The sequence below is a fragment of the Streptomyces showdoensis genome, assembly GCF_039535475.1.
GTDB lineage: Bacteria > Actinomycetota > Actinomycetes > Streptomycetales > Streptomycetaceae > Streptomyces > Streptomyces showdoensis.
In genome coordinates, this window is record NZ_BAAAXG010000026.1 from 2,190,242 (window position 1) to 2,213,226 (window position 22,985).

Below are 22,985 nucleotides of genomic sequence, written 5' to 3' on the forward strand. Positions count from 1 at the left end.
TGACCGATACTTGCCCGTATGGCTTACGACGATCTCCGCTCGCTGCTCAGGGCTCTGGAGCGTGAAGGCGACCTCAAGCGCATCAAGGCCGAAGTCGACCCGTACCTGGAGGTCGGGGAGATCGTCGACCGGGTGAACAAGGCGGGAGGCCCGGCGCTGCTCTTCGAGAACGTGAAGGGCTCCGCCATGCCCCTCGCGATGAACGTCTTCGGGACGGACCGCCGACTGCTCAAGGCGCTCGGCCTGAAGTCGTACGAGGAGATCAGCGAGAAGATCGGCGGGCTGCTCAAGCCCGAGCTGCCGCACGGCTTCGTCGGGGTCCGGGAGGCCTTCGGCAAGCTGGGCTCGATGGTGCACGTGCCGCCGAAGAAGGTGAAGGACGCCCCCGTGCAGGAGGTGGTCCTGACCGGCGACGACGTCGACCTCGACCTGCTGCCGGCGCTGTTCACCTGGCCCAAGGACGGCGGCTCCTTCTTCAACCTGGGGCTGACCCACACCAAGCACCCCGAGACCGGGGTCCGCAACCTCGGCCTCTACCGCCTCCAGCGGCACGACAAGCGCACCATCGGCATGCACTGGCAGATCCACAAGGACAGCCGGAACCACTACGCGGTCGCCGCCGCGAAGGGCGAGCGGCTGCCGGTCGCGATCGCCTTCGGCTGCCCGCCGGCCGTGACGTACGCCTCGACGGCGCCGCTGCCGGGGGACATCGACGAGTACCTCTTCGCCGGCTTCGTGCAGGGCAAGCGGATCGAGATGGTCGACTGCAAGACCGTGCCGCTGCAGGTCCCCGCGCAGGCGGAGGTCGTGATCGAGGGCTGGCTGGAGCCGGGCGAGACGCTGCCCGAGGGCCCGTTCGGCGACCACACCGGCTTCTACACGCCGCAGGAGCCGTTCCCCGCGCTGAAGATCGACTGCATCACCATGCGGAAGCGCCCGCTGCTCCAGTCGATCGTGGTCGGCCGCCCGCCGACCGAGGACGGCCCGCTGGGCCGCGCCACCGAACGCTTCTTCCTGCCGCTCCTCAAGATCATCATCCCGGACATCGTGGACTACCACCTGCCCGAGTCCGGCGGCTTCCACAACTGCGCGATCGTCTCGATCGACAAGAAGTACCCGAAGCACGCGCAGAAGGTCATGCACGCCATCTGGGGCGCGCACATGATGTCGCTCACCAAGCTGATCATCGTGGTCGACAAGGACTGCGACGTGCACGACCTGCACGAGGTGTCCTGGCGGGCGCTCGGGAACACCGACTACGCCCGTGACCTGACCGTCGTCGAGGGCCCGGTCGACCACCTCGACCACGCCTCCTACCAGCAGTTCTGGGGCGGCAAGGCGGGCATCGACGCCACGAAGAAGCTGCCCGAGGAGGGCTACACGCGCGACGGCGGCTGGCCGGACATGGTCGAGTCGGACCCGGCGACGGCGGCCCTGGTGGACCGCCGTTGGAAGGAGTACGGGCTGTGACCACGGCCGCGGTGCCCGGCGCGCAGCCGGGACGGACGAAGGCGTTCCTCCGGCTGGTGATGATCGAGCACTCGGTCTTCGCGCTGCCTTTCGCGTACATCGCCGCGCTGACCGCGATGTACCAGCTGGACCGGGAGATCCACTGGTGGACCCTGTTCCTGGTCACGGTCTGCATGGTGGGCCTGCGCACCTTCGCGATGGCCTGCAACCGGATCATCGACCGCGAGATCGACGCCCGTAACCCGCGCACCGCCCAGCGCGAGCTGGTCACGGGCGCGGTCTCGGTGCGGTCGGCGTGGACCGGCGCCGGGGTCGCCGTCGTCGTCTTCCTGGGCGCCGCGGCCCTGCTCAACCCGCTCTGCCTGGCGCTCGCGCCGCTCGCCGTGATCCCGATGGTGATCTATCCGTACGGGAAGCGGTTCACCAACTTCCCGCACGCGATCCTGGGCCTCGCCCAGGCGATCGGCCCCGTCGGGGCCTGGCTGGCGGTCAGCGGCGAGTGGTCCTGGGACGCGGTGATCCTGGGTCTGGCGGTCGGCATCTGGATCGGCGGCTTCGACCTGATCTTCGCCTGCCAGGACGTCCAGGCGGACCGCGCGCACGGCGTGATGTCGGTCCCGGCCCGCTTCGGCATCCCGGCCGCCCTGTGGGGCGCCCGCGTCTCGGCCGTGCTGACCACGGGCCTGCTGGTCTGGTACGCCCTGGCCACCGACGCGGGCGTGTTCTTCTGGGCCGGTCTGGTGATCGTGGCGGTGGCTTTCTGCTACGAGCACTCGATCGTGAAGCCGCACGACCTGTCCCGGCTGAACCGGGCGTTCTTCACGGTCAACGGCTTCATCGGGATCGCGCTGTTCGTGTGCGCGCTGCTCGACCTGCTGGTGCGCGGGCTGTCCCTGTAGGGGACGGCTAGGCTCGTCGGCGTGGAGCAGGTGAACAAGCAACAGCGTCGTCCGTGGGTCGTCGGGGTGTCGGGGGCGTCGGGGACGCCGTATGCCGCCGCCGTGCTGCGAGGGCTGCTCGCAGCGGGGGAGAGCGTCGATCTGGTCGTGTCGCGGGCCTCGCGGCTGACGCTGCTCGACGAGACCGGGATCGCCTTCCGGGACGCGCACTGGCGCGAGGACCTGGCGACGTGGCTGGCCCGGGGGGCCGACGGGAAGCCGGACACCTTCGGCGTGCCGGAGGGCCTGGAGGACGTGCGCTACTGGCCGGCCGGGGATCTGGCCGCCGGGCCGTCCTCCGGCTCGTACGCCGTCAAGGGGATGCTGATCGTGCCGGCGTCGACGGCCGCGGTGGCGGGGGTCGCGCTCGGGCTTTCGAAGGACCTGCTGCAGCGGGTGGCGAGCGTGACGCTCAAGGAGCGGCGCCCGCTGGTCGTCGCGGTGCGGGAGACCCCGCTGAACGGACAGACCCTCAAGCACATGGTGACGCTGGACGAGGCGGGCGCCGTGGTGCTGCCCGCCTCTCCGGCGTTCTACGCGGGGGCGACGCACATCCAGGATCTGGTGGACTTCGTCGTCGGGCGGGTGCTCGACGCGGCAGGGGTGCCGCACGCGCTGTACCGCCGGTGGGAGGGAGAGCTCGGTGGAGCCCTCCGCCCGGGTGATTAGCGCTTCTTGGCGCGCTTCTTCGCGGCGCGCTTCGAGGCGGGGTTCGACTGGTGGGCACGCGAGCGGTTGGCCATCTCCTGCAGCTCGCGCATACGGGCGTAGGCCATCTCGATCGTGTACACGGTGATCACCACTCCTGAAAGATCGTCTTTGATCCACTGAAAGATTCACAGGGTGTCGCCCCTGTGTACCTTAGATTCTATACCTAAACTCGCGGTATCGCTGGACAATGGAAGGCTTCATACCTATGGACGCCGTGGACAGGCAGCTCATCCAGGCTCTGCGCGAGAACGGCAGGGCCTCGTACGCCGAGCTCGGCCGGCTCGTCGGGCTCTCCGGCCCCTCCGTCACCGACCGCATCAACCGTCTCGAGGCGGCGGGAGTCATCACCGGCTACCGCGCCACCGTCGACGCCGCCTCGCTCGGCCTCGGCGTCACCGCCCTCATCGGCATCTCGCTCTCCGACGCCGCCGACCACGAGGACGTGGCCCGCCGGCTGAAGGACCTGGCCGAGATCGAGGACTGCTGGTTCATCGCCGGCGACGACTCCTTCATGCTCAAGGTCCGCTCCGACGACGTGGACGGCCTGGAGAAGACGATCCGCCGGCTCAGCGGGACCAAGGGCGTGTCGCGGACCCGTACCACGATCGTGCTCTCCACGAAGTGGGAGAACCGGGTCGGGGACCTGCCTGACGAGGGCTGATGGGGGTCCCTCCGCCCGAAGGGTGGGGGAGTACGGTGGGGAGGCGCCGTTCCGGGCGCCTGAACGCAGCGGATGAGAGTGGGAGGCGACCGTATGGACGCGGGGCTCAAGCGGGAGCTGGAGCAGAAGGTCCTCGCCGGCGAGCGGTTGAGCCGTGAGGACGGCATCGCGCTGTACGCGTCGGACGACCTCGCCTGGCTCGGCGGACTGGCCCACGAGGTCAGGACCCGCAAGAACGGCGACGTGGTGCACTTCAACGTGAACCGTCATCTGAACATGACGAACGTGTGCACCGCCTCCTGCGCCTACTGCTCCTTCCAGCGCAAGCCGGGGGAGAAGGACGCGTACACCATGCGCATCGAGGAGGCCGTGCGCCTCGCGAAGGCGATGGAGAACGAGAACCTCACCGAGCTGCACATCGTCAACGGGCTGCACCCCAACCTGCCCTGGCGCTACTACCCGCGCTCGCTCTCCGAGCTGAAGAAGGCGCTGCCGAGCGTCTCGCTCAAGGCCTTCACCGCCACCGAGATCCACCACTTCGAGACCATCTCGGGCCTGTCGGCCTCCGAGATCCTCGACGAGCTGATCGAGGCGGGTCTGGAGTCCCTGACCGGCGGCGGCGCCGAGATCTTCGACTGGGAGGTCCGGCAGCACATCGTGGACCACCGGACCCACTGGGAGGACTGGTCCCGGATCCACCGCCTCGCGCACGAGAAGGGGCTCAAGACCCCGGCGACGATGCTCTACGGGCACATCGAGGAGCCGCGCCACCGCGTGGACCACGTGCTGCGGCTGCGCGAGCTCCAGGACGAGACCGGCGGCTTCCAGGTCTTCATCCCGCTGCGCTACCAGCACGACTTCGTGGACATGCAGGACGGCAAGATCCGCAACAAGCTCCAGGCCCGCACCACGATGGCCACCGGGGCCGAGGCGCTGAAGACCTTCGCCGTCTCGCGGCTGCTCTTCGACAACGTGCCGCACGTCAAGGTGTTCTGGGTGATGCACGGCGTCCAGACCGCGCAGCTGGCGCTCCAGCACGGCGCGGACGACATGGACGGCTCGGTCGTCGAGTACAAGATCACGCACGACGCCGACAACTACGGCACCCCGAACAAGCTCGGCCGTGAGGACCTCCTGGAGCTCATCCGGGACGCCGGTTTCCGCCCGGTGGAGCGCAACACGCGCTACGAGGTCATCCGCGAGTACCCGGGTCCGGACGCGGAGCGGCGGGAGACCCCGCAGCCCATGCGGTTCTGATCCTCGCTAGGACAGCGTCAGCAGCATGATGACGTCGTCGCGGTCGTCGCCCGGGGCCACCCGGATGGCGGCCGGGACGCGTCCCACCTCCTTGTAGCCGGCCCGCGCGTAGAAGGCTTCGAGCCCGTTGCCGCCCCGGCAGGTGAGCCGGACGGCCTCGACGTGCTCGAAGCCCTCGGCGGTCCGCGCGGCGCGCTCGACCGCGGCCATCAGCTCGCGCCCGTACCCCCTGCCCTGGTGCCGGGGGTGCACCATCACCGTGTACAGCCACACCCAGTGCGTCATCAGGGGGTGGTCGTTGTACCGGAAGAAGGCGGTCGCGGCGACCTCGCCGCCCTCGTCCCGGCCGACCAGCAGCCGGGTGGTGCCCTTCGCCATCCCGACCAGGTGGTCGAGCAGCGCGGGCCGGATCTCCTGGGGCGTCACGGGCGGGACGAAACCGACGGAGCCGCCCGCGTTGGAGACGTCCGCCCAGAGGGCGAGCACGCCGTCCCGCAGGGCGGGGCCGACGGGCGGGTCCAGCTCGAAAGTAAGGGTCATGAGGTGAGGCTATGCCTTACCTGGCGTGATGCTCAAGGATGTTCCGACCTTCGGACGTCCGGATCGGGACCTTCGGCCGTCTGTGCGGGATAAGTGCGGGAGTAGCTTGTGAATGTATTCACGAGCTCCCGTCCCGGGCTCCTGACCAGGGAAGAAGGCCGCCGCCATGGCTGTTCACACGCCGGAACGTCACACCCTCCGCCGCCCCGTCGGCCGGCCCGGCAGCCAGGACGACGTCCTCGTCCGCTCGGGCCGCACCCGCCTCCTGCTCGCCGCCTCCCGCGTCCTCGTCGGCTTCTTCTTCCTGTGGCCGTTCCTGGACAAGGCCCTCGGCCTCGGCAGGTCCACCCCGTCGGCCGGCGCCTGGATCAACGGCGGTCACCCCACCGAGGGCTTCCTGCTGCACGGCACCCAGGGTCCCTTCGCCCACCTCTTCGACTCGGTCGCGGGGGCCTGGTGGCTGGACACCCTCTTCATGCTCGGCCTGCTCGGCGTCGGTCTCGCGATGATCCTGGGCATCGGCATGCGGATCGCCGCGGTCTCCGGGACGCTGATGATGGGCTTCATGTGGCTCGTCACCCTCTGGCCCAGCGCCAACCCCTTCATGGACAGCCACTGGATGATCGCCCTGGTGCTGCTGATCACGGCCGCGACCGGCGCCGGAAGCTACTACGGCCTCGGCGGACGCTGGGCGGAACTCCGCCTCGTGCGCGAGCACCGCTGGCTGGTCTGAGCCGCGCGACGACCGACGGCCGACCCCGGTCCCGGCGAGCGTCCCTCCCCGTGCTTCACTGGAGGGACGCTCGTCCGGTATGGGAGGGACTGACATGCTCCGCTACACCCTGATGCGCCTCGGCATCTTCGCCGGCAGCTTCCTCGCGCTGTGGGGCCTGGTCTACGTCGGCGTACTGCCGCGCGGCCTCGGCGACTCCAACCTGCTGTGGGTCCTGCTGCTCTCGATCGTCATCTCCGCGCCGCTCAGCTTCGTGCTGCTGCGCAAGGAGCGCGACGCGATGAGCGTGCAGATCGTGGAGAAGGTCGACCGCGCCAAGGGCCGGCTCGACGCGAACCGCTCCGCGGAGGACGCGGCCTGAGCGGCATAAAGGCCGCGTAAGCAAGCTCACAGCACACGCACCGAACCCCAGGCGGGCGCCTCACACGGCGCCCGCCTGGGGTTTTCTCCGTTCCGGACCCGTTCCGCGCCTCAAAGAACATCTTTGAGGATCTCAAAGTTCAAGTGTTAACGTGTTCGGCATGAAGACAGCAGTGCGCCTCCGATCTGCCGCGAGCCCCCCGCTCGTGGCGCGCCTGCACGTCGATCCGTGCCTCCCCCGATCACTCGGCTTCGCTCGTTCAGGGGGGACCCCCTGTATGCCCGCGGTCTGTTGTCGCTGAGTCCGACCCGGCATCATGCAGCGGTCCGCGCTTCGAGCGCGGCGCCGCACCCCCGTCCCGTATTTCCCGATACGCACCGCTGGAGTGTGTCCGTGTCCGCGTCCTCGTCCGCGCCCGTGGCGAAGTCCCGCATACCCAAGGTCCCGTTCTGGGCCCAGATCGTCGCCGGTCTGGTCATCGGCGTCCTGCTCGGCTGGCTCGCCCGCAGCCAGGACATCGGCTGGCTGAAGGAGACCCTGACCCAGGTCGGCGGCATCTTCGTCCAGCTGCTCAAGCTGGCCGTCGCCCCGCTCGTCTTCTTCGCGATCCTGGTGTCGATCACCAACCTCCGCAAGGTCAACAACGCGGCCCGGCTGGCCGCGCAGACCCTGATCTGGTTCATGATCACCTCGCTGATCGCGGTCGGCATCGGCCTCGCCATCGGCCTGCTGACCAACCCCGGCTCCGGCACCGGCCTCACGCCGAAGGACGGCAAGCTCCCCGAGCACCAGGGCAGCTGGATCGACTTCCTCACCGGCATCATCCCGACGGACGTCATCACGCCCTTCACCGAGCTGAACGTCCTCCAGATCGTCTTCATGGCCGCCGTCGCCGGCATCGCCGCCCTGAAGCTGGGCGAGAAGGCGCAGCCGATCCTCTCCCTCTCCGAGTCGATCCTGGAGCTGCTGCAGAAGGCCCTGTGGTGGGTCATCCGGCTCGCCCCGATCGGCACCGCCGGCCTCATCGGCAAGGCCATCGTGAACTACGGCTGGGACCTGATCGGCAAGTACGCCACCTTCACCGCCGACGTCTACATCGGCTGCGCCCTGGTCCTGTTCGGCGTCTACCCGCTGCTCCTCGCGACCGTCGCCAAGCTCAACCCGCTGCAGTTCTTCAAGGGCGCCTGGCCCGCCATCCAGCTGGCCTTCGTCTCCCGCTCCTCGGTCGGCACCATGCCGGTCACCCAGCGGGTCACCGAGCGCCTCGGCGTCCCGAAGGAGTACGCCTCCTTCTCCGTGCCGTTCGGCGCGACGACGAAGATGGACGGCTGCGCCGCGATCTACCCGGCGCTCGCCGCGATCTTCATCGCGCAGATCTTCGACGTCCAGCTCGGCGTCAAGGAGTACCTGCTGATCGCGTTCGTCTCGGTCATCGGCTCGGCGGCCACCGCCGGCCTCACCGGTGCGACGGTCATGCTGACCCTGACCCTCTCCACCCTCGGCCTCCCGCTGGAGGGCGTCGGCCTGCTGATGGCGATCGACCCGATCCTCGACATGATGCGCACGGCCACGAACGTCGCCGGCCAGGCCCTGGTGCCCGTGCTCGTGTCCTCCCGCGAGAAGATCCTCGACCGCGCCGCGTACGACTCGGCCTCGGCCTCCCCGGTCGACGAGCTGGTGGACGCCCGCGAGGCGGAGCAGAAGGTGGCGGTCCCGGCCGCGGCCTGATCCTTCCGCGCACGGCTCGACCCGTGAGGCCCATGCCCCCGCAGAGGGGGCATGGGCCTCACGGCTTTTCCGGGCGCGGCTCCGTCAGGCGGCTCCGTCAGGCGCGCTCGGCGTCCCGCCGCGCGGCGGACGGCTCCGGCGCGGCGGCCGCCTCCGGTGCCTCCGGGGCCGTGCCCGGCTGCGAGTAGAGGATGTCGCGGGCCTGTTCGGCGGCGCGCAGGAGGCTCTCGCCGATGAAGTCGACGAAACGGGCGATGGTCTCCAGGCGGGCTGCGGCCGGGGTGTCGGGGCCGAGGATGCCGATGCCCTGGCGGGCCGTCTCGGCGAGCTGGAGGTTGGCCCGGGCGCCGGCGACCGTGCCGTGGTACCAGACGTCGTTGTCGGCGGTGTAGCGCTCGCGGCGGCGCTCGTCGCGCTCCCGGCGGACCAGGCCCTGGGCGTCGAGGAAGGTGATGGCCTTGGAGACGGAAGCCGGGCTGACCTGGAGGTGCTGGGCGAGCTCGGACGCCGTGAGGCTGCCCTCGTCGCTGGTGTAGAGGGCCATCAGCACCCGGGCCATCATCTTGGGCAGGCCCTGCGCCATGAGGAGGGTCGTGAAGGTCTCCTCGTACTCGCGTACGGCCTCGGGGTCGCGCCCGGGGGTCTGCGGGGCCGCCCCCCGCCCCCGGGGCACGGTCTGCCGGCGCTGGTGGGTGCGGCGCTCGGTGGCGCGCTGGGCCAGGTCGGCCCGGTAGGAGGTGGGGCCGCCGTTGCGCATGACCTCGCGCGTGACGGTCGAGGTGGGGCGGTCGAGGCGCCGGGCGATCTCCGCGTAGGCGAGGCCGTCGCCCAGTCCCAGCGCGATCTGCTGACGTTCCTGCTGGGTGAGTCTGCCTCCCGGCATCGCGGTCTCCTTCTCTGTGCCCTCTGGGCGCCCTCTGCGTGCTGCCTGACGTCCCCAGCATAGCGTTCACTCCTCGACTATTGCAACGCTATGGGTCGCTGACGTTGCGTTAAATGGACTCCGGTTGCAACGATTTTATGGCGCTGAGCTGCATGTATGTGTTTTGTGCGCAACGAATGCGTTGCCTAGATCTCGAACGCAACGTAGCTTTTCCATTGTCGGAAACGCCGACGGAGCGTCAGAGACCCGCAGGAGAACGTCATGCAGAACTTCGCCACCACCGCCCCGATCGCCGCCGTCCTGAACATCCCGGCCGGGCGCGTGGAGTTCCTCGCCGCCGACCGCGAGGACGCCACCGTCGAGGTCCGCCCCGCGAACGCCGCCAAGGGCCAGGACGTGAAGGCCGCCGAGCGCGTCGAGGTCACCTTCGCCGACGGTGTGCTGCGGATCGCCGCCCCCGAGGCCGAGCGCAAGGTGCTCGGCGGCTCCGGCGTCGTCGAGGTCACCGTCCAGCTCCCGGCCGGCTCCCGCGTCGAGGCCGGGGTCGCCGCCGGCGAACTGCGCGGCACCGGACGCCTCGGCGACGTCGTCCTGGAGACCGCGCAGGGCCCGGTCACGCTCGACGAGGCCGCGAGCGCCCGGGTCGACGTCCAGGACGGCGCCATCACGATCGGCCGCCTGACCGGCCCCGCCGAACTCCGCACCCGCCAGGGCGACATCACGGTCACCGAGGCCGTCCGCGGCGCGGTCGAACTGCGCACCGAGAAGGGCGACATCACGGTCGGCGCGGCCCACGGCGCCTCCGCCGCCCTCGACGCCGGCACCGGCTACGGCCGCATCGACAACGCCCTGCGCAACACCGAGGGCGCCGCCGCCGGGCTGACCTTCCGCGCCACCACCGCGTACGGCGACATCACCGCCCGCAGCAACTGACCCCGTATCCGCCCCACCCCAGCAGCGTGAAGGAGCCCCTCCCATGAGCAACCTGGCCATCGCGGCGCACGGACTGCGCAAGTCCTACGGAGACAAGGTCGTCCTCGACGGCGTCGACCTGGCCGTCCCCGCCGGCACGATCTTCTCCCTGCTCGGCCAGAACGGCGCCGGCAAGACCACCGCCGTGAAGATCCTCTCCACCCTGATCTCCGCCGACGCGGGCACCGGCGCCGTCCGCATCGGCGGCCACGACCTGGCCGCCGCCCCCCAGGAGGTGCGCGCCTCGATCGGCGTCACCGGGCAGTTCTCCGCCGTCGACGGGCTGATCACCGGCGAGGAGAACATGCTCCTGATGGCCGACCTGCACCACCTCTCCAAGCGCGAGGGCCGGCGAGTCGCCGCCGAGCTGCTGGAGCGCTTCGACCTCACCGAGGCCGCGAAGAAGCCCGCCTCCACCTACTCCGGCGGCATGAAGCGGCGCCTGGACATCGCCATGACCCTGGTCGGCGACCCGCGGATCATCTTCCTCGACGAGCCGACCACCGGTCTCGACCCGCGCTCCCGCCACACCATGTGGCAGATCATCCGCGGTCTCGTCTCCGACGGAGTCACCGTCTTCCTCACCACCCAGTACCTGGAGGAGGCCGACGAACTCGCCGACCGCATCGCGGTGCTGAACGACGGCAGGATCGCGGCCGAGGGCACGGCCGAGGAGCTCAAGCGGCTCGTCCCCGGCGGCCACGTCCGGCTCCGCTTCACCGACCCGGCCGCCTACCAGGCCGCCGCCCTCGCCCTGGAGACGTCCCTGCGCGACGACGAGTCGCTCACCCTCCAGGCACCCAGCGACGGCAGCCAGCGCGCCCTGCGGGTCCTGCTCGACCGGCTGGACACGGCCGGGGTCGAGGCGGACGAGCTGACCGTGCACACCCCCGACCTCGACGACGTGTTCTTCGCGCTCACCGGCCCGGGCGCCACGGTCCCGGGCGCCACGGTCCCGGACCAGGCCGGCCGGTCCGTCTGACCGTCGCCCCCACCGCCGCGGTTCGCCCCGCCCGTCCCGCCCCGTACCCCCGGTCCCGCCCCGTACCCCAAGCCCTGCCCGTCCAAGGAGGACGTCCGATGAGCTCCCTCTCCCTCGCCGTGCGCGACTCGGCCACGATGCTGCGCCGCAACCTGCTCCACGCGCGCCGCTACCCGTCGCTGACGCTGAACCTGCTGCTCACCCCGATCATGCTCCTGCTGCTCTTCGTCTACATCTTCGGCGACGCGATGAGCGCGGGCCTGACCGGCGGCGCCCCGGACCGCTCGGCGTACATCGCCTACATCGTCCCGGGCCTGCTCCTGATGACCATCGGCAGCACCACGATCGGCACGGCGGTCTCGGTCTCCAACGACATGACCGAGGGCATCATCGCCCGCTTCCGCACGATGGCCATCCACCGCCCGTCGGTCCTCGTCGGACACGTCGTCGGCAGCGTGCTGCAGTCGGTCGCGAGCGTGGTCCTGGTCGGCGCCGTCGCCGTGGCCATCGGCTTCCGGTCCACCGACGCCACCGCCCTGGAGTGGCTGGCCGCCTTCGGTCTGCTCGTCCTCTTCTCCCTGGCGCTCACCTGGATCGCGGTCGGCATGGGCCTGGTCAGCCCGAACGCCGAGGCCGCCAGTAACAACGCGATGCCGCTGATCCTGCTGCCGCTGCTGTCCAGCGCGTTCACCCCGGTCGACTCGATGCCCGGCTGGTTCCAGCCGATCGCCGAGTACCAGCCCTTCACCCCCGCCATCGAGACCCTGCGCGGCCTGCTGCTCGGCAGCGAGATCGGCTACAACGGCTGGCTGGCGGCCGCCTGGTGCGTGGGCCTCGCGGTCCTCGGCTACTTCTGGTCGACCTCGAAGTTCAACCAGGACCCCCGGTAGCCGCCCCCGTGACGGCGCCCCGTCACCCGGCACACCCGCACCGCCCTAGGGCGGCGTACCCCGGCAACGCGCCGGAGCACGCCGCCCTTTCGGCGTTCCGGGGCTCCTGGGCTCCTCGGCTCCTCGGCTCCTCGGCTCCTCGGCTCCAGGGTCTTTCGGCGGTGGCGTGGATCTGTCCAAATCCCTTGCCGCACCCTAGATTTACTCGAAAGTAAGGTTACTGTCCGGTTCTCGACGCCCGAGGAGCCGCACGTGCCCGTCTCCGAGTCGCCGTCCGCTCCGCCCGCCGCGCCGGTGCCCACGCTGGTCCGCGTCGACGGGACCGTACGCGAGGCGTCCGTGCCCGCCCTCGTCCCGCCGGTACGGCGCGGCTCGCTCGCCGACCTCCCGTACGGCACCGCCCGCGAGGACCCAACGGCCGTGCTCTTCGCCCGCAAACGGCCCGACGGCGGCTGGACCGACGTCACCGCCTCCGCCTTCGCGGCCGAGGTGCACTCGGTCGCCAAGGGACTCATCGCCCAGGGACTGCGGCCCGGCGACCGGCTCGCGCTGATGGCCCGCACCCGCTACGAGTGGACGCTCATCGACTTCGCCGCCTGGGCCGCCGGACTCATCACCGTCCCGCTCTACCCCACCTCCTCGGCGTACCAGATCCGCTGGATCCTCCAGGACTCCGGCGCCGCCGCCTGCGTCGTCGAGGACCCGGCCCAGGCCCGGCTGGTCTCCGCCGAGCGGCGCCAACTGCCCTCCCTGGGCCAGCTCTGGGTGCTCGACACCGGCGCCGTCGACCAGCTGCGCAAGGCCGGGGCGCACGTGCCCGACGAGGCCGTCACCGCCCGCCGCGGGCTGCTCACCCCCGAGACCCTCGCCACCCTCGTCTACACCTCCGGCACCACCGGCCGCCCCAAGGGCTGCGCCCTCACCCACGGCAACTTCCTCACCGAGGTCGACAACGCCGTCGGGCTCCTCCACCCCGTCTTCAAGGCGGTCAGCAGCGAACCCGCCTCCACCCTCCTCTTCCTGCCGCTCTCCCACGTCTTCGGCCGCATGGTCGCCATCGGCTGCGTCCGCGCCCGCGTGAAGGTCGGCCACGCGCCCTCCGTCGAGAGCGACGAACTCCTCGCCGACCTCGCCGCCTTCCGGCCGACCTTCCTCCTCGCCATCCCGTACGTCCTGGAGAAGGTCTTCCACACCGCCCGCGCGACCGCCGAACGCGCCGGCCGCGCCGCCTCCTTCGACCGCGCCGCCGGAGTCGCCGAACGCTACGGCCGGGCCCCGCGCCCCTCGCTCGGGCTGCGCGCCGCCCGCGCGCTCTACGAGCCGCTCGTCTACCGGCGCATCCGGGCCGCGCTCGGCGGCCGCGTCCGGCACGTCGTCTGCGGCGGCTCGGCGCTCGGAGCGCGGCTCGCCGAGTTCTTCGCCGGGGCGGGCGTCGAGGTCTACGAGGGGTACGGCCTGACGGAGACCACCGCCGCCGCGACCGTCACCCCGCTGGGCTCGCCGCGCCCCGGCACCGTGGGCCGCCCGCTGCCCGGCACCGCCGTCCGGATCGCCGACGACGGCGAGGTCTGGCTCAAGGGCGGCCACGTCTTCGCCGGTTACTGGGACGCCCGGCGCGGGGTCGCCCTGCCCTACACGGACGAGGGCTGGTTCCCCACCGGCGACCTGGGCGCCCTGGACGACGAGGGCCATCTGCGCATCACCGGCCGCAAGAAGGACATCATCGTCACCTCCGCCGGCAAGAACGTCGCCCCCGCCCCGCTGGAGGACTGGCTGCGCGCCCACCCCCCTCGTCGCCCAGTGCATGGTCCTGGGCGACGGCCGCCCGTACGTCACCGCGCTCATCACCCTCGACCACGACGGGCTGCTGCACTGGCGGCACATGCGGCGCAAGGACCACCTCGCCCTGTGGGAGCTGGCCCGCGACGAGGAGCTGATCGGGCTGGTCCAGCGGGCCGTCGACGAGGCCAACCGGATGGTGTCGCGGGCCGAGTCGATCCGCGCGTTCCGGATCCTGACGCGGGAGTGGACGGAGGCGGGCGGGCACCTGACCCCGTCGCTGAAGCTCAAGCGGAGGGCGGTCCTGCGGGACTTCGGGCGGGAGATCGAGGAGATGTACGGGGGCCGAGGCGAGGAACCGCTCCGGCCCTGAACTCCCCTCACGGCCAGAGCAGTTCCCGCTCCCAGTCGCCGTTCGCCGCCCGCCGGTAGCGGAGCCGGACGTGCCGGCGCCGCTCGTCGCCCTGGAAGAACTCCACCTCGGCCGGCTCGACCACGTACAGCGTCCAGCTCGGCGCGTCGGCCTCCGGCTCCCGCAGCGCCCGGTCCCAGGCGGCGGCGCTCGCCTCGGCGAGGGCCGCCGTGGACTCCAGGACCTCGCTCTGGTGCCCCACGAGCGCGGAGGCGAGCGCACCGGGGGTACGGGCGTGGAGGTCGGCGTACGCCTCCTCGGGCGTCCCGGTGGACACCCGCCCCCGGATCCGGACCTGGCGGCCCTGGACCGGCCAGTAGAAGGTGAGCGCGGCCTCGGGCCGGCCTGCGAGCTGCCGCCCCTTGGCACTGCCCGCGTGCGAGGCGAAGTGCCAGCCCCGCTCGTCGGCGTCGTGGAGCATCACGATCCGCGCGTCCGGCCGCCCGTCCGCGTCGACGGTCGCGAGCGCCATGGTGTGCGGCTCCACGGCCTTGGCCTCCACGGCGGCCACGAACCACGCGTGGAAGAGCGGCAGCGGCTCGGCGGGCGCGTCGGCGGGCTCGAAGGCGGGCAGCTCGGTGTCCCAGACCCGGGACGACCGCAGGGCCTCGACGAAGGGTGACTGGCTGGTGTGCATGCCGCCCATCATGAGGCCCCGCGGGGGTGGGGGTCGCTATCGGGCGGTGTAGTAGCCGGCGATGTCGGCGAGGAGGTCGACGGTGCCGGAGTGGTTGTAGAAGGTGACCTTTCCTTCCTTCACCGGGACGACGACGAGGTTCGGGATCGTCTGGCCGGCGGTGAAGTTGAGGTTGGAGGCGGCGGTGCGGGTCGTCCCGTACGGGTAGACGGAGACGAAGCCGCCCGCGGTCGGGTTGGTCGCGGTCACGTTGAGGACGACCGCCGTGTACTTCGGGTCGACGTCGAGGCTGACGGTCTTGCCGGCCCCCACCTTGCCCTTGGCGACCCCGGTGCCGTTGCGGGTGTCCATGAGCCGCTTGGGCTGCATGCCGGTGAAGACGGAGCCGGTGTCCTTCTTGAAGTAGCCGGCGACGTCGGCGAGGAGGTCGACGGTGCCGTTCTTGTTGTAGAAGGTGACCTTGCCGTCCTTCACCGGGACGACGACCAGGTTGGGCACGGTCTGGCCGGCGGTGAAGTTGAGGTTCGAGGCGGAGGTCCGCTGGGTGCCGTGCGGGTAGACGGAGACGAAGCTGCCGGCGGTGGGGTTGGTCGCGGTGACGTTCAGGACGACGGCGGTGGCGCCCGGCTCGGTGACGGGCAGGGTGACGGTGCCGTTCGCGGCGAGCTTCGCCTTCGGGACGCCGGTGCCGTTGCGGGTGTCCATGAGGCGCTTCGGGGTGACGGGCGTGTAGGCGGAGCCCGCCGTGCCCGCGGTGTAGTAGCCCGCGACGTCGGCGAGCAGGTCGACCGAACCGGCGCGGTTGTAGAACTTCACGCGGCCGTCGACGACCGGCACGGTCACCAGGTTCGCGGCGGTCCGGCCGGCCGTGAAGTTGAGGTTCGACGCGGAGGTCTGCCCGGTCCCGGACGGGTAGACGGAGACGTGGCTGCTCGACGTGGCGTTGGTCGCCGTCACGTTCAGGACGACCGCCGTCACACCGGCGGCCGGCACCCCGCCGGTTCCCGTCACCTTGAGGGAGACGGTCTTCCCGGCGCCGACCTTGGCCTTCGGGACGCCGAGGCCGGAGCGGGTGTCCATGAGGCGGGCGGGGGTGACGGGGGTGTAGGTGCCGGGGAGGGTGGTGAGGCCGACGTCGAACGCCCAGACCGTGCCGGTGCGGCGGAGGCCGGCTCCGACGCCGTTCGCGGGCTGCGCGTTCATGACGTACGTGTACGTGCCGTCCTCGACGCCGCGGCCGAGGTCGTCCCGGCTGTCCCAGTCGACCGCGACGCCGGCACCGTTTCCGGTGGTGCCGCGGTACGTGCGGACGGTCTTGCCGGCCGGGTTCTTGATCTCGACGCTCCACGCCCCGACGGAACGGGACATGCGCCAGCGGAGCTGGCTGGTGCCGCCGGAGATCTGCCGCAGGTCCTGGTCGAGCAGTGTGAACGGCTGTGCGGCGACCGGGACGCGCTTGACGTGGATGTTCTTCTGGGCGTCGACGAACGCGACGTTCGCGCCGAACTTGTCCACGGTCCAGGTGCTCCCGCGCCCGTCGGCGGCAGCCCAGGCGGGGACGGCCGCGAAGTCCGTGGTCAGTCCGGTGACGGCGTTCGTCAGGAGCAGCTTGTTCGCGGTCCGGTCGTGGCGCACGACGAAGCCGTCACCGAGCAGGGACTCGCCCGCCGGCACGGCGACGCTCCTCTTGGCCGTGAGGTCGTAGATGCCGGCCTTGGCCGTCCCGCACGCCCAGTAGAGCCACCGGCCGACCGCCTGGAGCTCGGACGGCACGCAGCCGGAGCCGAGGTTGACCGCGGGGGAGGTCGCGCCGCTCAGCAGGTCGTAGGAGTTGACGGAGCCCGTCGAGGGGGCGGGCTTCCAGACCTTGGTGCCCCACAGGGCGGCGGCGGACTTGTGCAGGGTGAGGCGGACGTCCGGCTCGAGTGCGTAGTCGAGGTCGAGGTCGACCGCGTAGGTCGTGTCGCCGTTCTTCGCCAGGGCGAAACGGCCCGCGGCGTCCACGACGGTGCCCGCGGAGGGCAGCTCGGCGGTGCGGTTGGGCGTGGCGTCCACCCAGGCGCCGTTCCCGAACGCGGACTCGCCGTCGCCGAGCGAGCGCAAGCCGGACGGCTTGTCCCAGAGCGGGCGGTTGCGCCGGTGCGGTTCGCCGGCGGAGGGCGTGCCGGTCGCGCTCGTGTCGACGTCGAAGAGCGCCGGGGAGGAGCCCACGACGGAGTCGGCGAAGTAGCTCAGCCGACCGCCGCCCAGGGCCAGGCCGTTGCGTGTCCCGGGGACGCGCGGGACGCTCTGCACGGTGGCGGCACGGGGAGTGCCGTCCTCGCCGAGCGTGATGCGGTGCACCGCCCAGCCGGAGGCGCTGGTGCCGCCGACGGCCAGGACGCCGCCGTCGGGGGAGACGGTGAGGTTCGCGGTCGCGGCCGGGAGCAGGTCCGTCGTCGCGCCGCCGCCGAGAGGCACGGTCTGGAGCTTTTGGGCGAGGACGCCGCGCTGGTCGTAGGACGGGGCGGGGCGGACGAAGAGGACGTGGGTGCCGAGGACCGAGAACTCCACCTTGCCGAGGGAGTCGACCGGTGCCGGGACGACGGTGGTCACGGGCTGGGCGGAGGCGTCCGTGCGAGGCACCGTGTACAGCGTGCCGCTGCCGGTGGACCAGGCCAGGACGTGGTCCGGGGCGAGCCGGACGGTCGTGGCGTTCCGGAAGGCCGCGGGGAGCGGGGTCAGGGTGCCGGTCGCGTAGTGGAGGTAGAACAGGTCGCCGCCGAGGGAGGCACGGAGGACCGCGCCCCGGTCGTCCTGGCCGACCCGGCTCAGCGTGCCGGTGCCCTGCGGTACGCCGGTCACGGGGGTCTCGACGATGCCGCCGTCCACGGAGCGCACCAGAGTGAGGGCCACGGACGTGCCGTCGGCCTGGGCCGTGCTGGTGACGATGCCGTCGGCGTTGTAGACCCCGTACCAGCCGCGGCCCGCGGGGATGGCGATCGTGGTCGTGGTCTGCTTCGCGATGTCGGTCACGGTGACCGCGCCGCCGCCGGTGGTGATGTAGAGGCCGGAATGGCCGCTCTGGGCGGTCGTGGGCAGCGTGGTGCTCGCGCCGGAGGCGGTGTCCGTCCACAGGAGGCCGTCGGTCCCCTCCTGGCGGTGGACGTAGCCGGTGGCCCCGGCCTGGAGCAGGGTCTCCTCGCGCGGCTTGGCGCGTCCCGCGTCCGGGATCACGACCTCGTCGGCCGCCGGGGTCTCGTCGGCGAGGGCCGGGGCGGCCAGCGCGGTGGTGAGGCCGGCCGCGACGGCCAGGGTGGTCGCTGCCGCGAGCGTGGCGCGGGTGCGTATGCGGGTGTACAAGTGATTCCCCTCCGAAGCCTGTTCAGGCAGAGGACGGGTGGCCTTCGTTCGCGCGTGCTCCGCGCGGCCCCTCCCGGCGCTTCCCGTCCGAAGGCGCGATCGTAACAGGGGCCCCAGCCGCACCGGAAGCGGGTTTCGAACGGGTTCAGATGCCCTGGAACGTCCCGTTCTCCGGCTTCATCCGGCCCGCCCCCTCCGTCGCCCCTCGCGCCTGCTCCCCGTACGCGGCGTGCTCCCCGTAGGTGGCGTGCTGCCCGTAGGCGGCGTGCTGCCCGTACGCGGCGTGCTGCCCGTACTCCTTCACCGGCACCGCGTCGGCCGCCCGCTGGATCTCCTCGCGGATCTTGCGGGCGATCAGGTTCTTCCACGGGGTCTTCGGCAGGGTCCGCACCAGGAACATGCGCAGGGCGATCTTCCGGCGGGACGAGACCGTCATCTCCTTCGCCATCTTCTCCGCGAAGCGCCGGTTGAGTTCGACGCCCGGCCGCATCACCTCCTCGTACGCCGCGAAGCCCGCCACGTGGTCGCCGCCCGCCGCCGCGAGTTCGCCGGCCAGGACGTAGGCGCCGGTGAGGGCGAGGCCGGTGCCCTGGCCCGAGGCGGGGGAGGTGCAGTGGGCGGCGTCGCCGAGGAGGACGACGCGGCCCCGGGACCAGCGGTCCATGCGGATGGTGGCGATCGCGTCGAAGTAGAAGTCGTCGGCCTCCGCCGCGTCCGCGATCAGGTGCGGGATCTCCCAGTCGTCCCCCGCGAACGCGTCCGCGAGCAGGCGCTTCTGGGCGGGGGTGTCGCGGTGGTCGTAGGCGAGTTCGGCGGGGGAGGCGAAGACGAAGCAGTTCTTGGCGGCGCCCGTGCTCTCGCCGGAGGTGCTGTAGACGGAGACCAGCTTGCCGGGGCGGGCGTGGTAGGTCTCCCAGCGGTCCAGGCGGAGGCGGTTCGGGGCGGTGAAGATCGAGATGTAGGCGCCGAGGTGGTGCCGGAACCGCCGCTCGTCGCCGAAGACCAGCCGCCGGGTGTGCGAGTGCATCCCGTCCGCGCCCACCACCAGGTCGAAGCGGCGCCGGGTGCCGCTCTCGAAGACGACGTCGACGCCCTCGCCGTCGTCGTGCAGGGAGGCGATCGAGTCGCCGAAGAGGTACTCGACGTCCTCGCGGGTCTTCTCGTGGAGGATGCGGGCGAGGTCGCCGCGCATGATCTCGTCGTCCTGCTCCGCCCGGCCGCCGAAGATCTCGGCGGGCAGCTCGCCCACGGTGCGGCCCCGCGCGTCGACGTACGAGCCGCCCGCCATGTCCGTGGAGGCCGCGCGGACCTCGGCCAGGATGCCCATCCGCTCGCAGATCTCGATGGCCCCGCCGCGCAGGTCGACCTTGTAGCCGCCGGTGCGCAGTTCCGGGGCGCGCTCGACGACCGTGGGGACGAAGCCGTAGCGGTGCAGCCAGAGTGCGAGGGCGGGGCCGGCGATCGAGGCGCCGGAGATCAGGACCGTACGGGCTGCGCGCATGGGGGGACTCCTTGTCGGTGGGTGCGGGGCCGTCGCGGCCCCGCACCCCCGACTATACGGATGTCCTACACGCCTGTCTATGACAACTGTATAGATCTCAGTCCCGACCCAGGACGACCGTCCCCGACGAGCAGAACCAGCCCCCCGTCCCCGACGCCACCGCCAGCTCCGGCAGGGAGCCGTCCGGGCGGCGCACCTGGAGTCCCGGTGCCTCGCCGCGGAGCTGGCGGACCGCCTCGACGAGCAGGAACAGGCCCCGCATCCCCGGGTGGCAGGCGGAGAGGCCGCCGCCGTCGGTGTTGACCGGCAGCCGTTCCCGCCGGTCCTTGTCCTGGAAGAACGCGCCCCCCTCGCCCTTCGCGCAGAAGCCCAGGTCCTCCAGCGTCACCAGGGTCATGTAGGTGAACGCGTCGTAGATCTCGGCGAGTTCGATGTCGGCGGGGGTCACGCCCGCCCGCTCGAAGGCCAGCCTGCCGCTGACCGCCGCCGGGGAGACCGTGAAGTCCTCCCACTCCGACATCGTGGTGTGCGAGACGTACTCCCCGGTGCCCAGCACCCAGACCGGGGCCTTCGCCGTGTCCGGCACGTACTCCTCGGCCGCGAGCAGCACCGCGCAGCCGCCGTCGCTGCGGATGCAGCAGTGCAGCTTGGTGAAGGGGTCGGCGATCATCGGGCCGGCCAGCACCTCGTCGACGGTGACGGGGTCCCGGAACATCGCCTCCGGGTTGAGGGCCGCGTTCGCCCTGGCCTGGACGGCCACCTCGGCCAGCTGCTCCAGGGTGGTGCCGTACTCGTGCATGTGCCGGCGGGCGGCCATCGCGTACTTGGCGATCAGGGTGTGGCCGTACGGCACCTCGAACTGGAGCGGGCCGCGGGCGCCGAACGAGAGGTTGGAGGTGCGCCGCCGTGCCTTGATGTCGGCGCGGGCGGTGGAGCCGTAGACCAGCAGCACCGCGTTGGCGCGGCCGGTCGCGATGGCGTCGGCGGCGTGCGCGGCCATGACCTCCCAGGTGGCGCCGCCGACGGCGGTCGAGTCCACCCAGCGGGGCCGCAGTCCCAGGTACTCGGCGACCTCCACCGGGGCGAGGGTGCCGAGGCCCGCCGAGGCGAGGCCGTCGATGACGGAGCGGTCGAGGCCGCTGTCCGCGAGGGCGCGGCGGGCGGCCTGGGCGTGCAGGGCGTAGGGAGTGGCCTCGTCGACGCGGCCGCAGTCGGAGAGGGATATGCCGACGACGGCGACGCGGCGACGGCGGTCCCCTGAGGTGGTGGGCATGAATCTGACGGTACATCAGATTTGGTGGATCCGGGGGTGGGGGCGGGGTGTCGGGGTCCGGCCCCCGCTCGGTCGCCGCCCGTCCGCCGTCCACCCCGGTCCGGGCGCCGCCCCCGTCGGGGGCCCTGTCGGACCGGGGGTGCCGTGGTCTGTGTTTCTGGCGCTCCCCGCCCTAATATGACGCCCCGTCAGTTACGGAGGGGAGCCCCATGCGTACCGCCGCCGTCACCGAAGAGCAGCAGGAGATCCGCAGGACCCTGCGCGAACTCCTCGCCCAGCGGGCAGGACCGGCCGAGATCCGCGCCGCCGTCGCCACCCCCGAGGGATACGACGCCGGGCTCTGGGCCACCCTGGCCGGCACCCTCGGCCTGCCCGCGATCGCCCTGCCCGAGGAGTACGGGGGAGTCGCACGCGGCCCCGCCGCACTCGCCCTCGCCTGCGAGGAGACCGGCCGCGCCCTCGCCCCCTCCCCGCTGCTCGCCACCGCCGTCCTCGTCGCCCCGCTGATCGCCGCCCTCGGCACCGAGCGGCAGCGCGCCGAGCTGCTGCCCCGGATCGCCGACGGCTCCCTGACCTGCGCCCTCGCCGTGCCCGGGGGGTCGCTGCCGCTCGCCCTCGGGCTCACCGGCGACAACGCGGCCGAGCCCTGGGCCGGCGGTGGGCGCTCGGGCGGCGTCCAGGCCACCCGGCCCGCCGGCGGCGAGCACTGGTCGCTCTACGGCGAGGCCGTCCACGTCCTCGACGGGCACAGCGCCGGACTGCTCCTGGTCGCCGCGCACGCCGGCGGCTTCCCGCGCAGTCGCACCCTGCTCTTCCTCGTCCGCGGGGCGGAGGGCGCGGCCGGGCTCGTACGGCGGCGGCAGCCCGCCCTCGACGCCACCCGCTCCCAGGCCACCATCCAGCTCCGGGACGTGCCGGCGGAGCTGCTGGGGGAGGAGACCGGGGAGGCGCCGACGGTCCTCGCCGCGCTCGCCGCCACCGGACGCACGGCCGCCGTCGCGCTCGCCGCCGAGGCGGTCGGCGCCGCGCGCGCCGCCCTCGACCACGCCGTCGCGCGGCTCGGTGCAGGCGAGCGGCCCGGTGGCCCGGCCGGTTCCCTCCGGGCGGTCGAGCCCCGGCTCGCCGAGCTCCTGGTCCAGGTCGAGTCCGCCCGCTCGCTCACCTTCTGCGCGGCCCTCGACGGCGCGGAGCCGGAGGCCGGCGCGCTGGCCCTCGCCCAGGCCCTCGAAGCGCTGCGGGCCGCCGCCGCGGAGACCGCCCGGCCGCACGGCGGCATCGGCGTCACCGGGGAGCACGACGCCCAGCTGTACTTCAAGCGCGCGGCCGCCGACGAGCTCCTCTTCGGCCCCGCCCACCGGCTGCGCGCCCGCGCCGCCGAACGCAGCGGACTCTTCGGAGAGGTGGCCTAGATGCCGATCGGACTGCGCCTGATGCAGAAGGTCTCCTCCACCCGGGCCTTCGCCAGGGTCGCCCCGCACTTCATCCCCGCCATGGACCGGACCGTGCACCGGCTGACCCGCGGCAAGGTGATGCTGAGCGCGCAGATGCTGCCGGGCGTGGTCCTCACCGCCAAGGGCGCGAAGTCCGGGCTGCCGCGGGTCACCCCGCTCGCCTGCATGCCGGAGCCCGCGGACGGCACCTGGCTGCTGATCGGCTCCAACTTCGGCCGCCCGGGACACCCGGCCTGGACCGCCAACCTCCTCGCCCACCCGGACGCCGAGGTCAGCTGGCGCGGCGAGAGCTTCCCCGTGCGGGCCCGGCTGCTCACGGGGGAGGAGCGGGCGGCGGCCTGGCGGGCGGCGCTGGCCTTCTGGCCGCCGTACGCGACGTACCAGGCGCGGATCGACCGCGAGATCCGGCTCTTCCGGCTGACCCGGACCCCGGCGGAGGGGTAGGAGGGGAGAAAGAACGCCGG

20 protein-coding genes and 1 pseudogene are annotated in these 22,985 nt (G+C 72.0%); 14 read left to right on the top strand and 7 right to left on the bottom strand.

The features are described 5' to 3' along the window. Positions 1–18: 18 nt before the first annotated feature. Genes ABD981_RS23035 through ABD981_RS23045 form a run of 3 tightly spaced genes read left to right on the top strand, consistent with a single transcriptional unit; the run spans position 19 to position 3,077 of the window. Positions 19–1,470 (top strand): menaquinone biosynthesis decarboxylase, encoded by a 1,452-nt coding sequence (locus ABD981_RS23035; protein ID WP_046909964.1) that lies wholly within the window; start codon positions 19–21, stop codon positions 1,468–1,470. Then, positions 1,467–2,369, top strand: a complete 903-nt coding sequence (gene mqnP, locus ABD981_RS23040; RefSeq protein WP_046909963.1) for a menaquinone biosynthesis prenyltransferase MqnP — start codon at positions 1,467–1,469, stop codon at positions 2,367–2,369. Before ABD981_RS23035 ends, mqnP begins: the two co-directional genes overlap by 4 nt. Positions 2,370–2,399: 30 nt before the next feature. Continuing rightward, positions 2,400–3,077 (top strand): UbiX family flavin prenyltransferase, encoded by a 678-nt coding sequence (locus ABD981_RS23045; protein WP_123954858.1) that lies wholly within the window; start codon positions 2,400–2,402, stop codon positions 3,075–3,077. Here the strand turns inward: ABD981_RS23045 and ABD981_RS23050 are convergent. After that, a complete protein-coding gene (locus tag ABD981_RS23050) occupies positions 3,074–3,211 on the bottom strand; it encodes a hypothetical protein (protein ID WP_165590983.1) in 138 nt (45 codons plus the stop codon). The two genes, ABD981_RS23045 and ABD981_RS23050, sit on opposite strands and share 4 nt — an antisense overlap. 113 nt (positions 3,212–3,324) lie before the next feature. Here ABD981_RS23050 and ABD981_RS23055 point away from each other — a divergent pair, with 113 nt between their 5' ends. Both ABD981_RS23055 and mqnE read left to right on the top strand, forming a co-directional pair. Further along, positions 3,325–3,780, top strand: coding sequence for an Lrp/AsnC family transcriptional regulator (locus tag ABD981_RS23055; protein WP_046909961.1), 456 nt, complete (start codon positions 3,325–3,327; stop codon positions 3,778–3,780). A gap of 93 nt (positions 3,781–3,873) precedes the next feature. Next, on the top strand, positions 3,874–5,037 hold the full coding sequence (mqnE, locus tag ABD981_RS23060) for an aminofutalosine synthase MqnE (protein ID WP_046909960.1): 1,164 nt from the start codon (positions 3,874–3,876) through the stop codon (positions 5,035–5,037). 6 nt (positions 5,038–5,043) lie between these two features. Here the strand turns inward: mqnE and ABD981_RS23065 are convergent, their stop codons facing one another. Next, entirely contained in the window at positions 5,044–5,577 is a 534-nt protein-coding gene (locus ABD981_RS23065) for a GNAT family N-acetyltransferase (RefSeq protein WP_046909959.1), read from the bottom strand. Between the two features lie 166 nt (positions 5,578–5,743). Here ABD981_RS23065 and ABD981_RS23070 point away from each other — a divergent pair, with 166 nt between their 5' ends. From ABD981_RS23070 to ABD981_RS23080, 3 genes are all read left to right on the top strand, one after another. Then, on the top strand, positions 5,744–6,310 hold the full coding sequence (locus ABD981_RS23070) for a hypothetical protein (RefSeq protein ID WP_046909958.1): 567 nt from the start codon (positions 5,744–5,746) through the stop codon (positions 6,308–6,310). Between the two features lie 94 nt (positions 6,311–6,404). Then, positions 6,405–6,671: a DUF4229 domain-containing protein gene (locus ABD981_RS23075; RefSeq protein ID WP_046909957.1), complete on the top strand. Its 267-nt coding sequence runs from the start codon at positions 6,405–6,407 to the stop codon at positions 6,669–6,671. Positions 6,672–7,058: 387 nt separating this feature from the next. Continuing rightward, positions 7,059–8,399, top strand: coding sequence for a dicarboxylate/amino acid:cation symporter (locus ABD981_RS23080; RefSeq protein WP_382747733.1), 1,341 nt, complete (start codon positions 7,059–7,061; stop codon positions 8,397–8,399). Between the two features lie 97 nt (positions 8,400–8,496). Here ABD981_RS23080 and ABD981_RS23085 read toward each other — a convergent pair whose 3' ends face one another. Continuing rightward, the gene (locus tag ABD981_RS23085) at positions 8,497–9,282 is read right to left on the bottom strand and encodes a GbsR/MarR family transcriptional regulator (protein WP_046909955.1); all 786 of its coding nucleotides are present in this window, start codon (positions 9,280–9,282) and stop codon (positions 8,497–8,499) included. 261 nt (positions 9,283–9,543) lie between these two features. Between ABD981_RS23085 and ABD981_RS23090 the strand changes: the two genes are divergently transcribed. From ABD981_RS23090 to ABD981_RS23105, 4 genes and pseudogenes are all read left to right on the top strand, one after another. After that, positions 9,544–10,215: a DUF4097 family beta strand repeat-containing protein gene (locus ABD981_RS23090; RefSeq protein ID WP_046909954.1), complete on the top strand. Its 672-nt coding sequence runs from the start codon at positions 9,544–9,546 to the stop codon at positions 10,213–10,215. Positions 10,216–10,258: 43 nt separating this feature from the next. Next, on the top strand, positions 10,259–11,236 hold the full coding sequence (locus ABD981_RS23095; RefSeq protein ID WP_046909953.1) for an ATP-binding cassette domain-containing protein: 978 nt from the start codon (positions 10,259–10,261) through the stop codon (positions 11,234–11,236). 98 nt (positions 11,237–11,334) lie between these two features. Then, a complete protein-coding gene (locus ABD981_RS23100) occupies positions 11,335–12,126 on the top strand; it encodes an ABC transporter permease (RefSeq protein ID WP_046909952.1) in 792 nt (263 codons plus the stop codon). 252 nt (positions 12,127–12,378) lie between these two features. Further along, positions 12,379–14,278, top strand: a pseudogene (locus ABD981_RS23105) (AMP-dependent synthetase/ligase). Positions 14,279–14,285: 7 nt separating this feature from the next. On the opposite strand, the gene ABD981_RS23110 reads toward ABD981_RS23105, so the two are convergent. From ABD981_RS23110 to ABD981_RS23125, 4 genes are all read right to left on the bottom strand, one after another. Next, positions 14,286–14,954 carry a pyridoxine/pyridoxamine 5'-phosphate oxidase gene (locus ABD981_RS23110; protein ID WP_123954850.1) on the bottom strand — a complete coding sequence of 223 codons (669 nt, stop codon included), beginning with the start codon at positions 14,952–14,954 and terminating at the stop codon, positions 14,286–14,288. A gap of 36 nt (positions 14,955–14,990) precedes the next feature. After that, positions 14,991–18,296: a FlgD immunoglobulin-like domain containing protein gene (locus ABD981_RS23115; protein ID WP_123954849.1), complete on the bottom strand. Its 3,306-nt coding sequence runs from the start codon at positions 18,294–18,296 to the stop codon at positions 14,991–14,993. 145 nt (positions 18,297–18,441) lie between these two features. Beyond that, positions 18,442–19,797 (bottom strand): FAD-dependent monooxygenase, encoded by a 1,356-nt coding sequence (locus ABD981_RS23120; protein WP_123954848.1) that lies wholly within the window; start codon positions 19,795–19,797, stop codon positions 18,442–18,444. A gap of 97 nt (positions 19,798–19,894) precedes the next feature. Next, the gene (locus ABD981_RS23125) at positions 19,895–21,070 is read right to left on the bottom strand and encodes a thiolase C-terminal domain-containing protein (protein ID WP_046909949.1); all 1,176 of its coding nucleotides are present in this window, start codon (positions 21,068–21,070) and stop codon (positions 19,895–19,897) included. Between the two features lie 209 nt (positions 21,071–21,279). Between ABD981_RS23125 and ABD981_RS23130 the strand changes: the two genes are divergently transcribed. Continuing rightward, positions 21,280–22,479 carry an acyl-CoA dehydrogenase family protein gene (locus tag ABD981_RS23130; protein WP_046909948.1) on the top strand — a complete coding sequence of 400 codons (1,200 nt, stop codon included), beginning with the start codon at positions 21,280–21,282 and terminating at the stop codon, positions 22,477–22,479. Next, the gene (locus ABD981_RS23135) at positions 22,480–22,965 is read left to right on the top strand and encodes a nitroreductase family deazaflavin-dependent oxidoreductase (RefSeq protein WP_046909947.1); all 486 of its coding nucleotides are present in this window, start codon (positions 22,480–22,482) and stop codon (positions 22,963–22,965) included. It abuts the gene before it with no gap. Positions 22,966–22,985 lie beyond the last annotated feature (20 nt).

Coding starts and splice junctions, on each gene's coding strand:
- ABD981_RS23035 (WP_046909964.1), top strand. CDS start 19: ATGGCTTACGACGATCTCCGCTCGCTGCTCAGGGCTCTGGAGCGTGAA.
- ABD981_RS23055 (WP_046909961.1), top strand. CDS start 3,325: ATGGACGCCGTGGACAGGCAGCTCATCCAGGCTCTGCGCGAGAACGGC.
- mqnE (WP_046909960.1), top strand. CDS start 3,874: ATGGACGCGGGGCTCAAGCGGGAGCTGGAGCAGAAGGTCCTCGCCGGC.
- ABD981_RS23065 (WP_046909959.1), bottom strand. CDS start 5,577: ATGACCCTTACTTTCGAGCTGGACCCGCCCGTCGGCCCCGCCCTGCGG.
- ABD981_RS23070 (WP_046909958.1), top strand. CDS start 5,744: ATGGCTGTTCACACGCCGGAACGTCACACCCTCCGCCGCCCCGTCGGC.
- ABD981_RS23075 (WP_046909957.1), top strand. CDS start 6,405: ATGCTCCGCTACACCCTGATGCGCCTCGGCATCTTCGCCGGCAGCTTC.
- ABD981_RS23085 (WP_046909955.1), bottom strand. CDS start 9,282: ATGCCGGGAGGCAGACTCACCCAGCAGGAACGTCAGCAGATCGCGCTG.
- ABD981_RS23090 (WP_046909954.1), top strand. CDS start 9,544: ATGCAGAACTTCGCCACCACCGCCCCGATCGCCGCCGTCCTGAACATC.
- ABD981_RS23095 (WP_046909953.1), top strand. CDS start 10,259: ATGAGCAACCTGGCCATCGCGGCGCACGGACTGCGCAAGTCCTACGGA.
- ABD981_RS23100 (WP_046909952.1), top strand. CDS start 11,335: ATGAGCTCCCTCTCCCTCGCCGTGCGCGACTCGGCCACGATGCTGCGC.
- ABD981_RS23110 (WP_123954850.1), bottom strand. CDS start 14,954: ATGCACACCAGCCAGTCACCCTTCGTCGAGGCCCTGCGGTCGTCCCGG.
- ABD981_RS23120 (WP_123954848.1), bottom strand. CDS start 19,797: ATGCGCGCAGCCCGTACGGTCCTGATCTCCGGCGCCTCGATCGCCGGC.
- ABD981_RS23125 (WP_046909949.1), bottom strand. CDS start 21,070: ATGCCCACCACCTCAGGGGACCGCCGTCGCCGCGTCGCCGTCGTCGGC.
- ABD981_RS23130 (WP_046909948.1), top strand. CDS start 21,280: ATGCGTACCGCCGCCGTCACCGAAGAGCAGCAGGAGATCCGCAGGACC.
- ABD981_RS23135 (WP_046909947.1), top strand. CDS start 22,480: ATGCCGATCGGACTGCGCCTGATGCAGAAGGTCTCCTCCACCCGGGCC.